The organism is Massilia sp. W12 (assembly GCF_037300705.1).
In the GTDB taxonomy this organism is placed as follows: domain Bacteria; phylum Pseudomonadota; class Gammaproteobacteria; order Burkholderiales; family Burkholderiaceae_D; genus JACPVY01.
Map to the genome: position 1 here is coordinate 614,634 of NZ_CP147776.1, position 13,224 is coordinate 627,857.

The following is a 13,224-nucleotide window of genomic DNA, read 5'->3' on the forward strand; positions in this document are numbered from 1 at the left end:
AGCAGTTTGCCTTTGGCATGCTGCGCTGTTGTAAAGTTTATTCCCTGATAGCTCAGTCGGTAGAGCGACGGACTGTTAATCCGCAGGTCCCTGGTTCGAGCCCAGGTCGGGGAGCCAAATAAAAGAGGTTCACGAGAAATCGTGAGCCTCTTTTGCTATGCGCCCTATGAAAACATTCTCCCAGCTTTTGCGTTTATCCAGTGCTTGCGCGCGATTCGCTTGGCCGCTCTGTCTTGGGCGGGGCGCGCGATGAATTTTTTTTCCAATACACAGGAGCGTGACGCTGCCGTGGTCTTGCTGGTGGCGGCCTTGTGTCTGACCGGTTTGGAATATTTCACCCGGCCTGCCTGGCTCGCGCCGCAACTCGAATTTTTATTTGGAGCAACGGCGCGTCAGACCTTTGATGCCTGCTGCGGCACGAAGGCGCAGCCATTGGGGCGGCTGACGTATTGGGCTTTGGTGAATATCGCCTGTTATCTGACGCTTCCTCTGTTGACGATACGCTTTTATTTGCGCCGCCCCTTGCGTGAGTTTGGCGTGCGCACGGAAAACGCCTGGCTGGCCTGGCGCTGGTATGTGCTGATGCTGGGCGTGATGTTGCCGCTGGTGTGGCTGATGTCGGCGACCTCGGGCTTCTTGGCTCTCTATCCTTTTTTGCGCCTGCCGCCGGGCGCACCGTTATGGCCGACTTTTCTGTGGTGGGAATTGCTGTATTTCGCGCAGTTTTTCGCGCTCGAATTTTTCTTTCGCGGCTTTCTTCTGCATGGACTGGCCCCGCAACTGGGACGCCTGAGTATTTTGGTGATGATGTTGCCGTATTGCATGCTGCATTTCGGCAAACCGCTGCCGGAAACCCTGGCCTCGATTCTGGCCGGCATCGTGCTTGGGCACTTGAGTTTGAAGAGCGGCAGCATATGGCTCGGCGCCGTGATGCATTGCAGCGTCGCCCTGGCCATGGATGGCATGGCCCTGTGGCGTAAAGGTTTGTTGTTTTAAGTCCGCAGCGCGCCGTTGTGGCGCGCTGCGCAAGCCTTACAGCAGCTCACGATTGCTTTCGGCGGGTTTGTTTTGCTGTTGGCAGATGCTTGCCGCTTCCTTGACATTCATTTGCCCGGCTTGCAGTTCCGCCAGCCAACCATGGTAGAGCGCGGCGATCATCAGCCCGATGCTCAACAGATATTTATTCATCATTTCCTCCCTGTCCGCCACAGCGATGATTCGTATATGAGTTTGCCGTTTGGCAAGAGTTCACTGTGGCAATAAAAATAAAAAACTTGACGGCGGCGCAGGCGGCAGGCGGTATGCGCATCAGTGCATACGCTGGCCGGCAGGCCGGGGTTTGCCGCATATCGGGCAAATATTCCCAACCTTGGGTTTGCTCAACTGCGTGAGTTTTTGCATTTCCCTGGCGCTCACTTGCTGCTTGTGGGCGGCATAGCGGTACATCTGGTCATGCTTGCGGCTGACATGACGCCGTTGCAGTAAGTCATAACGTTCCTGATCAGCCCCCATTGGCAGTAAAGCAAAGCTGATGCGATACCAGATGCCGTCCAACAAATGCAGCTCAGTCATCTCATCCACAACGCAGATATGCGCACTGGCTTGCGCCAGTTGCTCCGCTTGCGTCTGGCGGCGCTTTTTTTGCGCTTGCCTGTGTTGGCGGTTTTCCAGCAATTGACGGCTGACAGGATGCACATACAGTTGATAGCGGCTGTCGGCCAGCTTGCCTGGTTTGCCGCTGCGCCCATCGGCCAACATGATGTCGCCTTGCTCCAGATACGTACTGCGGGCGACCAAATCATCCAGATGTTGCAACACATGTCTTTGCACGCTGGCGCCAGCATTGATTTGCGCACGGATTTCGGCATACACACGGTCCCAATGCTGGCCGCGCCGGCTCATCAGAAAACGCTCCAGCGGCGCCAGGTTTTCATTCGGGACTTTGCAGCCCCATTTGTAGCCGGCTTTCATGCCCAGGAAATTGCCTGCGTCCTCATCGTTGCGAAACAGCCGGCCTTCGAATTTGAAGTCTTTGCTTTGCCCCACGCGCGGGCGTTCCAGAATCACTTTGAACATATCTTTACGCATCTTTCCACTCCTTCGAGCCGCGCACTAAAGCGCACAATTGCTGTTTTTCGCTGCGGCGCTGTTGGCGCGCCAGATTGTCGGCGCGGTGTGCGCCGGCGTTGCGCTGTTTCGCCAGGGTGGCGAAAGGATTGCGCGGTTTTGCGGTTTTTAATTGAATCTTCATGGCTTATCCCTTGATGCACATCACTTGGCGCAAGGTGTGCACAACTTCGACCAGATCGGTTTGATGCGCCATCACCTGGTCTATGTCTTTGTAAGCGGCGGGCAATTCATCCAGCACGCCGGGGTCTTTGCGGCATTCGATGCCTGCGGTTTGCGCCGCCAGATCGAAGCGGGTGTACTGGCGCTTGGCTTCGCTGCGTGAAAGCCGCCGTCCGGCCCCGTGCGAGCATGAGCAAAATGAAGCCGGATTGCCCTTGCCGCGCACGATAAAGCTTTTCGCCCCCATGCTGCCGGGGATGATGCCAAGTTCGCCTTGCTGCGCCGAGATGGCGCCTTTGCGCGTGATGTACAGCTTTTCACCGCCGTGCACCTCTTGCGTGGCGTAGTTGTGATGGCAGTTAATCGCTTCGCCATCCAGGGCAAAGGGCGGCAGGGCCAGCTTCAACACTTCCAGCACACGCCGCATCATTTCACTGCGATTGAGCCGGGCATAATCCTGCGCCCAGTCCAAGGCTTCGCAATAATCGTCAAACAGCGTGCTGCCTTCGGACAAATACGCCAGGTCGCGATCCGGTAAATGGATCTGATGCCTTTGCATATCTTTTTTTGCAGCTTGAATGAAATAGCGGCCAATCACATTGCCGATGCCGCGTGAGCCGGAGTGCAACATCACCCACACCCGTTTTTCTTCATCCAGACACAGCTCAATGAAGTGATTGCCGCCGCCCAATGTTCCCAGCTGGCAAATCCAGGTGCGGTTGAATTGCTGTTGCATCTTCATGATGCCGCCATGTTTGCCGACGATTTTGTCTAAGCGGTCATTCAGCGGGCGGCCTGTGCGCACATGGGCTGAGCCGCGCACTTTGTCCCACTCGTGCTGGCCAAAGCCGACCGGCACCGCTGCTTCGATGGCGCTGCGCAAACGCGCCAGACTGTCCGGCAATTGTTCCGCCGTCAGCGTGGTGCGCACGGCATTCATGCCGCAACCGATATCCACCCCGACTGCCGCCGGGATGATTGCCTGTTTGGTCGGGATCACGCTGCCGACCGTGGCGCCGATGCCGACATGCACATCCGGCATGGCCGCGATATGGCCATGGGTGATGGGCAGCTGCGCAATATTCAACAATTGTTGCAGCGCATGCGGGTCGATCTCATCGGTGAAAATGTGCACAGGGACATGGCCCTTGCGCAGGGTTTGATAAATGGGCATAACGATTCCTTGATCATTATGCCGGGGCATGCGGGCGGCTTGAATGGCCCTGAAATGCAAAACCCCGGCGGATATACCAGCCGGGGTTGAGAAGAACGACCGGCCTGGTGCGCATTGGCCCCAGGCAGATGCCGGGGCGATTAGTTGAGAATATTGCCCTGACGCGGCATGGTCGCTCCTTTTAAGATAAGTGTTGATCGGATTCTGTGTTGCGCTGTTTGTGTAATGCAACGGATGCGAATTCTAAGTACCCAGCCATTTTCCTGTCAAGGGATGCGGGCCGAAATGTTGCGGAAAAGCCGCAAAAAAAAACAAAAGTCGCGCCAAAAACGACGCAAAGGCACATTTTTTTACAATTGAATCAGGCAATTTACGGCCTGGCAGCTTGTCAAAAAAACGGATGGCGGCAAAAATCAAGGGCATGATTGACTGCGCTGAAGATTGCATATGCAGGCTTGCACACTTTCCCAAAATCGCCAAATGACGGCCTTTGACGGCTGCGCCCAAGTCTGGCTGTTTGCCTACGGTTCGCTGATTTTCCGTCCCGATATCGACTATTTGGAAAGCCGGCGTGCGCGCCTGCCGGGATATGCCAGACGCTTTTGGCAAGCCTCAATCGACCATCGCGGCACGCCGCAGCAGCCGGGCAGGGTGGTCACGCTGGTGGAAGCGCCGGCGCAGGCGGTGGATGGCCTGGCCTACCTGATCACACCGGAAGTATTCGCCTATCTCGACGAACGCGAGCGTAACGGCTATTTACGTTTGGCGCTGCCGCTGCATTTGGAAGATGGGCGCGAAGTCAGCGGGCTGGTTTATGTGGCGCGGCAAGACAATGCCTCCTGGCTGGGGCCGGCGCCGCAAGAAGACATGGCGCGTCAAATCGCCCGCGCGCATGGCCCCAGCGGGCCGAATCACGAATATCTGTTGCGTCTGGCGCAAGCCCTGCGCGAATTGGGCTGCCATGATGCGCATGTGTTTGCGCTGGAACAAGCCGTACTGGGCGAGCTGGCCGCCTCACATCAATTGATAGGCTAAACCGTGGCGCTGTAATTGCGCCTCAATAAATTTGCGCCAGACGGCGTTTGGTTTCCACACCTGGTTGATGGCTTCCTGTGCTTGCTGCGGATCTTCTTTCAAAACAATGCTGCGATACAGGAAGGTGAAGCTGGAAGCGCGGAAATTGACCTGGCAATGCACCAGCACATTGCGCCGGTTTTTTTGCAAGCCCTGCAAGAGCGCGGCGAAAGCGTCAAAATCGGCGTCGCGCGGCTGATTGAAGTCCACAGGCAAATTGATGAACAGCGCGCCCTGTTTGGTGACGATGAGTTGCTCATCGCGCACCGCATCGCCGACCGTCGGCGGGGCCAGATAAATCACCGCATCCACTCCCAACTCTTTCAATTTGCCCAATTGCGCCGCATCGGGCTGGCCTGCGGTCAGCAGCAAGGGCGTGATGCGCACAGGATTCGGGGCGCTGAACGCGGAAGTTTCCACTTTGGGATTTTCATGAGCGGCTGCGGGCGCGAGTGGCAGAGCGGTGGCGCACAGCAAGGCAAGCAGATGTTGCAGACGGAAAGGGCGCATCAGATTCTCCGGAAACAGATGTTATGGATCATGCCATGCGCGCAGCGCAAATTCACAAAAAACTGTGTTTGACTGCGAAAAAATCGTAATCAGGACTGCACCCGGCATGCGCGCTCTGGGCTACAATCGCGCGCTGCACCCCACTTCACAAGCCGAAGATGAAAACACAGTCCCGACCCCGCTGGCTCCGTCCAGCCTGCCTGGCCGCAATCAGCCTGGCCTTTGCCAATTTGATTGCCGCGCCGGCCCTGGCCGCAGCCGATCCCGCCAAAGAATTGCACCTGTCTTTTGAAGCGGCCGATGATGGCTTTGATCTGGCGCGCTCCAACAGCGTCTATACCAACACCATCTCGGAAGCCATCTTTGAGAGTCTGTTGACGTATGACTATCTGGCGCGCCCGCCCAAGCTGATGCCAAACACCGCCGAAGCGATGCCGGAAATCAGCGAGGATGGCAAGACGCTCACCTTCAAAATCAAAAAAGGGATTTATTTCACGCCGCATCCCGCCTTCAAAGGCAAAAAGCGTGAATTGGTGGCGCAAGACTATATTTACACCATCATGCGGCATATGGACCCGGCCACGCGTTCAGTGCAATCCGGCAACTATGACAACAAGATTGTCGGCCTCGATGAGCTGGCCGAAGAAGCGCAAAAAAGCGGGAAATTTGATTACGATCGCAAAATCCCCGGCCTCGAAGCAGTTGATTCGCATACCCTGCGCATCCGTCTTAAAAAGCCGGATCATGTGATGTTGTACCATCTGGCGAAATCGCCCACTGGCGCGATGGCGCGCGAAGTGGTGGAGACCTATGGCGAGCAAGTCAGCTTGCATCCGGTCGGCACCGGCGCGTATATGCTGCATGAATATGTGCCGCGCAGCAAAATCGCCCTCAAAGCCAATCCCGATTACCGTGGTTTCACCTGGGATTTCAAAGGCGAAGACACCGAGTGGGATAAAAAAATTGTGGCCGAGATGAAGGGCAAACAAATGCCGCAAATCGGCAAAGTGGAAATCCGCATCATCGAAGAAGAGCAATCGCGCTGGCTGGCGTTTTCCAGCGGCCAGCTTGACTTTGAAATGCTGGTGCCGCATGCCGCCTCGAAAGCGCTGGACAAGCAAGGCAAACTCTTGCCGGCCTACACCGAAAAAGGTTTTCGCCTGTTCCGCTTTATTGATCCGGGCGTGACGCGCACTTTTTTCAATTTTGAAGACCCGATTGTCGGTGGTTACAGCAAGGAAAAAATCGCCCTGCGGCGCGCCATCGCCATGGCATACGACTTGCCGCGTGAAGTCGATTCGGTTTGGTATGGACAAGCCCAGATTGCGCAAGGCTATGTGCCGCCGGGCGTGATCGGGCATGATCCGTCCTTCCGCCGCACCATAGGCTATAACCCTGAGCTGGCCAATAAGCTGCTCGACCGGTTCGGCTACAAACGCGGCGCGGATGGCTTCCGCACCATGCCGGACGGCAAACCGCTGCTGCTCAAAATCCATTCCGCACCCAAATCACGCGATTATGCGCGTATGGAAATCTGGCGCCGTTCGCTGGGCAAAGTCGGCATCCGCGCCGAATTTCCCGTGGCCGGTTTCGCCGACAACCTGAAATCCGCTTATCAATGCAAGCTGATGATGTTTGGCCTGGGCGGCGTGGCCGGCGTGCCGGATGCGGTTGATTTTTATGACTCCTACTACGGCGCGAATGCCTTGCGCGGGAATATGGGTTGCTATAAATCCGCCGAATACGACAAAACCTATGATCTGGCGATGAGCACCCCGGATGGCCCGGAGCGGCAAAAACTGCTCAACCGCCTGCAGCTGATCATGGAAGCCGATACCGTGCATTCGATGGAACTCAACCGCATCCGCAACTGGATTATCCAGCCCTGGGTGCAAGGCTATAAAACCCATCCGGTGCTGCGCTCAGACTGGCGTTTTCTGGATGTGGATCTCAGCAAACAACCCAAGCGCTGATACATCTGCGTCAACGCGGGCAAAACGCGTTATGATGGGCTGACAGGCTGCGCCAGCGCCGGTCAGCCCAGATACTCCCCTCGCCAATGTTGTGGAGCGCCCTATGACAAAGCCGGAAATTTTCATCGTTGAAGACGATGAGTTGATGCGAGAGTTGTTAATTCATATGCTGCAGCGCGAAGGCTATCCGGTCAAAGCGTATGCCGATGGACGCCAAGCGCAGCAGGCCTTGCAACAGGCGCAGCAGGCCCCCGGCCTGTTCTTACTTGATGTGATGCTGCCGCATCATGACGGCTTTGCTATCGTCAACATGATACGCGAAGAAAAAAAATGGCAGCAACCAATCGTAATGCTGACCGCCAAATCGCAGGAAGCGGAAATCGTGCGCGCACTGGAAGCCGGCGCCAGCGATTACATCGTCAAACCATTTCAAGTCAATGAATTGATGGCGCGTCTGCGCCGTTTTTTGCGCGCCGCGCCGGGGGTGGCATGAGTGCGCGCCTGTGGTGTGGCGCAGGAATGATTTTGTGCAGCGTATGGGCGCAGGCCGGCTCTGGTTTGGAGCTCGGCGTGTCGCATGACAGCTTGAGCGGCGCATATGACGACTGGCGCGGCCTCAGTCTGCAATGGGATTGGCAAACCGCTTCCGGCCATGGCTTTGCCTTGGCGGCGGCGCGGCAGCAACGCTTTGCTTTGATTGATCAGGAATTACGCGCCGCCTGGACGCGTAAATTTGACCAGGCTGAGTTGCGAATTGAAATTGAACACAGCCCGCAACACCGGATTTTGCCGCGCCTGGGGACGCACGTGCATGCCAGCATGGCTGCCGGGCCGGGGCGTTTGTTGTTGGATGGCAGTTGGCGCGAATATCAAACCAGTCGCACCCGCAGCTTCAAAGCCGGCTACGAACAATACGCCGGCGCCTGGTATTGGCAGGGCGGCCTGCAGGTCAGCGATTTATCCGGCGTGCGCGGATATGGCTGGCAGGCGCGGGCTGATTACTATTATCAGGACAACAGCCGCATTGGCTTGCAATGGGGGCAGGGCGATGAAGCTGAGCAAAGCGGCGTCGCGTTGCGCCGCTACCGCGTCAGCACGCTCGGCCTGCAAGGCTTGCACAGTGTGAATCGGGAATGGAGTTTGCGTTGGCGCATAGAGCGGGCGCGCCAAGGCGATTTCTACTGGAAAAATGGAATCAATCTGGGCCTTCGGCGCCATTTCTGACCCGGTTTTGCGGCTCGCGCTGTGGTGTTGCGCCGGCGCTTTGCTGCTGTCAAGCCTGTTGCTGCTGGCGATCGTCGGATTGCGCCTGCACCTGTTGCGCAACCAGCGGCGCGAACAGCGCTTCGTATTGCGCTGGCGTCCCATATTGCTGGAGTGCCTGCTGGCCATGCAATTACCGGCGGCAGCGCCATCCCTGGCCGCCAATGAACAATATTTCTTCCTGCGCCTCTGGCTGCGCCTGCTGGAAACCGTGCGCGGCGACAATAAACAAATCCTGTTGCAGCTGGCGCGCAATGTAGGCTGCGTTGAATTTTCCATGCGCATGCTGGATGGGGCCAACCGTGGCCGGCAGTTATTGGCGATTATGGCGCTGGGCCATTTGCGTGAGCGCGCCGCCTGGGAACATCTGCGCCAACTGGCGCATGCGCCGGATGCGGGGCGCTCCTTTGCCGCTATGCGCGCCTTGATCCAGATCGCCCCCGGACATGCAGCGGAAATGGCCGAATTGCCCCTGTTGCGCGACGATTGGCCCCTGGCGCGCGTCACCGCCTTGCTGCAGCCGGTCAGCGCCGCCTTCAGCCCGGCCTTGCTGGCGGCCTTGCGGCAGCAGAATGATTTGAACAAAGTCGAAAAAAGTTTGCGCCTGCTGGAGCTGCTGCACATCACCCCGGGCCGTGCGGAATTGCTGCCCTGGCTGGCGGCGCGCAGCCCGGCCCATTTGCAGGTGCGCGCCTTGCGTGTGGCGCGCCATCCGCAATTTTTACCGCGCATCCGCGCCTTGTGTCAGCATCAGGATTGGCGGGTGCGGGTGCAAGCTGCGCATGCGCTAGGCGCCACCGGCGGCGAACAAGACCTGGCGTTGCTGGCAACGATGTTAAGCGATGCGCAATGGTGGGTGCGTTATCGCGCCGCATATGCCTTGTTGGAACATCCTGCAGGCGGCATGCCGCTGGCCGCACGCCTGCAAGAAGAATTGAGCGACCGTTATGCGGTCGATATTTTGAAACAGGCGATTGCGGAGCACGTATGAGTCAGACCTGGCTGGTGAACCTGATCTTATGGACAGTATTCATCTATTTCATCCTGCTCAATCTCGGCTATCTGATGTTGAATGTGTTAGCGCTGTGGAATTTGCGCCATCTAAGCGAAGATCTGGTCTTGGATGATTTGCCGCAAGCCTATACCGGGGCCGAATTGCCGATCAGCATCCTGGTTCCGGCCTATAACGAAGAAACCAATCTGGCGGCGGCAGTGCGCTCCATGCTGCAATTGTCGTATGCCGAGTTTGAAATCATCGTCATCAATGACGGTTCGCGCGACAACACCCTGCAAGTGCTGCAGCAGGAATTTGAGTTGCAACCTTTTCCCGAAGCATACCGGGTGCAATTGCCCAGCGCCCCGGTGCGCGCCATCTACCGCTCGCGCCGCTATCCGCAATTGCGCGTGATCGACAAAGAAAACGGCGGCAAGGCCGATGCCCTCAACGCCGGCATCAATGCCGCGCGCTACCCCCTGTTTTGCGGCGTCGATGCGGATTCCCTGTTAGAGCGCGACAGCTTGCGGCGGGTGGTCAAACCCTTCCTGCTGCATCCGCATGTGGTGGCCGCCGGCGGCACCGTGCGGGTGGCGAATGGATGTGAAGTCAGCGGCGGTTTTTTAACCCGCGTCAGCCTGCCGCGCAACTTCCTGGCTTTATTGCAAGTGCTGGAATACTTGCGCGCCTTTTTATTTGGCCGGCTCGGCTGGTCAAATATGAATGCCGTATTGATTATTTCCGGCGCATTTGGCCTGTTTCGCAAAGAAGCCGTGATCGCGGTCGGCGGTTATCGCCGCAACACGATAGGCGAAGACATGGAACTGGTGGTGCGCCTGCATCGCCGCCTGCCGGAAATGGGGCGGCCCTATCGCATCTGCTTTGAACCCTATCCGGTTTGCTGGACTGAAGCGCCGGAAGACTGGGGCACCCTGAAAAACCAGCGCGTGCGCTGGCAGCGCGGTTTAGCGGAAAGCCTGACTTACAACTGGGGTTTGCTGCGCCGCCCCTCTGCAGTCGGCTGGCTGGCCTTCCCATTCTTATTGATCTTTGAATTATTCGGCCCCCTGATCGAATTATTCGGCTATCTGTTCACCCTCTACGCCGCCTGGCATGGCTGGATTTCCTGGAGCGCCTTTGGCATCTTCATCATGACCGCCATCCTGCTCGGCATCCTGCTCTCGCTCTCCGGCCTGTTGCTGGAAGAACTGTCATTCCATATTTATGCGCGGCCACAGGAATTGGGCAAGCTGCTGTTGGCGGCCCTGTTGGAAAACCTGGGCTATCGTCAAATCAACAGCTGGTGGCGCATCATCGGCCTGTGGCGCTGGCTCACCCAGCGCCATGGGCAATGGGGCGAGATGCGGCGCAAAGGACATCAGCAAAGCTAAGCCGGGAGTACGCCCGGCTTTACCGTCCATTTCCACCTGTTCCCATCCAGCTTGCTCGCATACAATGAAACGGTTGTTATTCCGTCCATTTTGTCTGAGCTTGCGATGAGCCAATCCGCCCGCACCAAGATCCGTGAATTGCGCGCCCTGCTGGACGACGGTTTGCTCTCGCCGCAAGAATTTGAACAACGCAAAAACGCCATCCTCGATGCGCAACTCGCGCCCTGGAGTGAAATCAGCAGCGATGGCGGCGACGCCGGCCACCACGGCATGCCGGCGGCCAACCGCGCGCCGATGACTGAACTGGGCTTGCTGGCCGGCCAGCACATCGGCCCGCAGCATCGCCGCTACCGCCTCGAACGCCAGCTCGGCGAAGGCGGCATGGGCCAGGTCTGGGCCGCGCTTGATCTGGCCACCCATGCCGAACTGGGGCAACAGGAAAGAGTCGCCCTGAAAATCCTGTCGCCGCAATTCGGCCAGCAACCCTTGCATGTCAAACTCTTGATTGAAGAAGCGACGCGCGCGCGCAAATTGGCGCATGAAAACATCGTCAGAGTCTGGGAATGGGCGCAAGACCCGGCCACCAGCAGCTATTTCCTGACCATGGAATTATTGGAAGGCTGCGATTTGCACCAATATTTATGCGCGCGCGGCCTGTTAAGCTGGTCTGAAATTCACAGCCTGCTCACACCGGTTGCGCAAGCCCTGCGCTACGCCTGGGAGCGCCACAGCCTGGTGCACCGCGATTTAAAACCCGGCAATCTGTTTTTGACGCGCCAGCGCGAAGTCAAATTACTCGATTTCGGCATCGCCGCCGGGCACGCGCAAGCGCAACGCCTGCCCGGCAATGTCGGCACCAGCGGCTACCGCGCGCCGGAAGCCGCGCGCGCCGACGCCAAACCGGCCCCGCAGCAAGATGTGTATGCGGTGGCGGTCATGATTTATCAAATGCTGACGCAAAAACTGCCGGCTGGCGGCGCCAGCGCAGCCGCCGCCCCGCCCGCGCTCAGCGCCGCGCAATGGAAATGTCTGCAACAGGGCTTAAGCAGCCAGCCGCAACAACGTCCGGCCAGCGTGCTCGAATTATTGCAAAACATGGAAAAAGCGCTGCATGCCGCGCCTACCCTGGTGCTGGAGCACAGCGTGCCGCCGGGCGCGCCGGGCGGCCCCGCCGCAGCCCCGGCGCGCGCCGTGCAAACTGCAATCGCCCCGCGTCTGCCGCTGCGCAATGCGCAAGACAAGCAGCGCGAACAGGAAGAGCGCGTGCGCGCGCGCGAACAGGCGGCGCAAAAATTAAAACGCATCGCCGCGCGCCAGAAAGAGCAGGCCGCCGCCGAACAACAACGACCGGCAAACCGCAAAGCGGCCCCGGTGTTGCCCTTGCATATGAACAAAGGGCAAGCGCAGCCCCTCAGTCTGACCCCGGCGGCGGCGCCATTGCCGGCCTTTCCCATGAGCACGCCGCTGCCCTCGTTTTCACTGGAATTCGGCTTGCCGGCGGACAAATGGCCGGATAAAACCGGCATCGCCGGCTTTGCCGAAAGCCGCCCGCCGAGTGCGATTCCACCCGGGCGACTCAGCGGCCAAGCGTTTTGCGATGCGTTTTTGGATGGCGCGGGTTTTGGCCCGGCCTTGCTGGTGGCCCCGGCGGGGCGTTTTATCATGGGATCGAGCGAAGCCGAGCGCGCCCTGGCCCTGCGCGCCGGCGCACAGGCCAGCTGGCTGGCGCGCGAAACCCCGCAACGCCAAGTCTGCATCAACACCCCCTTTGCGATGGGCAAATATCCCGTCACTTGCGCCGAATGGGAGCGCTTTGCGCAAGCCACCGGCTGGCGCCAGGATGAAAACTGGAGCGCGCCCGATTTTCCGCAAAGCGGCGCTTACCCGGTGGTGGGCGTCAGCTGGCGCGACGCCTGCGCCTACCTGACCTGGCTGTCATTGCAAACCGGCCAGCGCTACCGCCTGCCCAGCGAAGCCGAATGGGAATACGCCTGCCGCGCCGGCAGCAGCAGCGCCTTTTCCTGCGGCGATAAAATCAGCGCGGAACAAGCCAATTTTGATGGCAATTTCACCTACAACGCCTCCGCGCGCGGCCCGTTTTTACGCGGCGCCAGCCCGGTCGGCAGCTACGCCCCGAACGCCTTCGGCCTGTACGATATGCATGGCAATGTGTGGGAATGGGTGTCTGACGCGGCGCATGAAAACTACCTCGGCGCACCCGGCGACGGGCGCAGTTGGGATGAAGGCGGCGACCCTTCGCGCCGCATGTTGCGCGGCGGCTGCTGGCTGTACAGCCCGCGCTATCTGCGCAGCGCGGCGCGCAATGTCTGCTGGATCGAAGGGCGCAATGACATCGTTGGCTTTCGCGTGCTGCGCGAACTGGATGAGCAGGAACTGGCGGCAGACCAGCTCGGCGCCGGCGTGAGCTTGCTGTAACACCGCTGGCGCACGCCGCACAATCTGATTTTTCCGCCATGCCGCGCCAGCCACGGCGACAGCGCCACGCGGCTGGCCGCACCGCATGCCTGAGCGGGCCGGCTTGCCCCTCTAAATTTT

Annotated in this window: 14 protein-coding genes and 1 tRNA gene; 9 read left to right on the forward strand and 6 right to left on the reverse strand. The window is 58.8% G+C overall.

What is annotated here, in order from left to right:
• Positions 1–41 precede the first annotated feature (41 nt).
• Both V8J88_RS02375 and V8J88_RS02380 read left to right on the forward strand, forming a co-directional pair.
• Positions 42–117: transfer RNA gene (locus V8J88_RS02375), tRNA-Asn, on the forward strand.
• A 132-nt stretch (positions 118–249) separates the two neighbouring features.
• Positions 250–996 carry a CPBP family intramembrane glutamic endopeptidase gene (locus V8J88_RS02380; RefSeq protein WP_338847551.1) on the forward strand — a complete coding sequence of 249 codons (747 nt, stop codon included), beginning with the start codon at positions 250–252 and terminating at the stop codon, positions 994–996.
• Between the two features lie 36 nt (positions 997–1,032).
• On the opposite strand, the gene V8J88_RS02385 is transcribed toward V8J88_RS02380, so the two are convergent.
• From V8J88_RS02385 to V8J88_RS02405, 5 genes are all read right to left on the reverse strand, one after another.
• Entirely contained in the window at positions 1,033–1,191 is a 159-nt protein-coding gene (locus V8J88_RS02385; RefSeq protein WP_338847553.1) for a hypothetical protein, read from the reverse strand.
• Positions 1,192–1,308: 117 nt separating this feature from the next.
• The gene (locus V8J88_RS02390) at positions 1,309–2,088 is read right to left on the reverse strand and encodes a hypothetical protein (RefSeq protein WP_338847555.1); all 780 of its coding nucleotides are present in this window, start codon (positions 2,086–2,088) and stop codon (positions 1,309–1,311) included.
• Complete coding sequence (locus V8J88_RS02395) at positions 2,081–2,251, reverse strand: hypothetical protein (protein WP_338847556.1); 171 nt, start codon at positions 2,249–2,251, stop codon at positions 2,081–2,083. Before V8J88_RS02395 ends, V8J88_RS02390 begins: the two co-directional genes overlap by 8 nt.
• 3 nt (positions 2,252–2,254) lie before the next feature.
• Positions 2,255–3,463, reverse strand: a complete 1,209-nt coding sequence (locus V8J88_RS02400; protein ID WP_338847557.1) for an RtcB family protein — start codon at positions 3,461–3,463, stop codon at positions 2,255–2,257.
• A 243-nt stretch (positions 3,464–3,706) separates the two neighbouring features.
• Complete coding sequence (locus V8J88_RS02405) at positions 3,707–3,886, reverse strand: hypothetical protein (protein ID WP_338847558.1); 180 nt, start codon at positions 3,884–3,886, stop codon at positions 3,707–3,709.
• Between the two features lie 57 nt (positions 3,887–3,943).
• Between V8J88_RS02405 and V8J88_RS02410 the strand changes: the two genes are divergently transcribed.
• The gene (locus tag V8J88_RS02410; RefSeq protein ID WP_338847559.1) at positions 3,944–4,498 is read left to right on the forward strand and encodes a gamma-glutamylcyclotransferase; all 555 of its coding nucleotides are present in this window, start codon (positions 3,944–3,946) and stop codon (positions 4,496–4,498) included.
• Here the strand turns inward: V8J88_RS02410 and V8J88_RS02415 are convergent.
• Positions 4,478–5,047: a protein tyrosine phosphatase family protein gene (locus tag V8J88_RS02415; RefSeq protein ID WP_338847561.1), complete on the reverse strand. Its 570-nt coding sequence runs from the start codon at positions 5,045–5,047 to the stop codon at positions 4,478–4,480. The genes V8J88_RS02410 and V8J88_RS02415 overlap by 21 nt on opposite strands.
• A gap of 158 nt (positions 5,048–5,205) precedes the next feature.
• Between V8J88_RS02415 and V8J88_RS02420 the strand changes: the two genes are divergently transcribed.
• The 6 genes from V8J88_RS02420 to V8J88_RS02445 all read left to right on the forward strand — a co-directional run bounded on the left by V8J88_RS02420 (position 5,206) and on the right by V8J88_RS02445 (position 13,104).
• Entirely contained in the window at positions 5,206–7,020 is a 1,815-nt protein-coding gene (locus V8J88_RS02420) for an ABC transporter substrate-binding protein (protein ID WP_338847562.1), read from the forward strand.
• A 103-nt stretch (positions 7,021–7,123) separates the two neighbouring features.
• Entirely contained in the window at positions 7,124–7,513 is a 390-nt protein-coding gene (locus tag V8J88_RS02425) for a response regulator transcription factor (protein ID WP_338847564.1), read from the forward strand.
• A 26-nt stretch (positions 7,514–7,539) separates the two neighbouring features.
• Positions 7,540–8,244 carry a YaiO family outer membrane beta-barrel protein gene (locus tag V8J88_RS02430; protein WP_338847565.1) on the forward strand — a complete coding sequence of 235 codons (705 nt, stop codon included), beginning with the start codon at positions 7,540–7,542 and terminating at the stop codon, positions 8,242–8,244.
• On the forward strand, positions 8,210–9,274 hold the full coding sequence (locus V8J88_RS02435; protein WP_338847566.1) for a HEAT repeat domain-containing protein: 1,065 nt from the start codon (positions 8,210–8,212) through the stop codon (positions 9,272–9,274). The genes V8J88_RS02430 and V8J88_RS02435 overlap by 35 nt, the downstream gene beginning before the upstream one ends.
• A complete protein-coding gene (locus tag V8J88_RS02440; protein ID WP_338847568.1) occupies positions 9,271–10,668 on the forward strand; it encodes a glycosyltransferase family 2 protein in 1,398 nt (465 codons plus the stop codon). Before V8J88_RS02435 ends, V8J88_RS02440 begins: the two co-directional genes overlap by 4 nt.
• Before the next feature lie 105 nt (positions 10,669–10,773).
• Positions 10,774–13,104 (forward strand): SUMF1/EgtB/PvdO family nonheme iron enzyme, encoded by a 2,331-nt coding sequence (locus V8J88_RS02445; RefSeq protein WP_338847569.1) that lies wholly within the window; start codon positions 10,774–10,776, stop codon positions 13,102–13,104.
• Positions 13,105–13,224 lie beyond the last annotated feature (120 nt).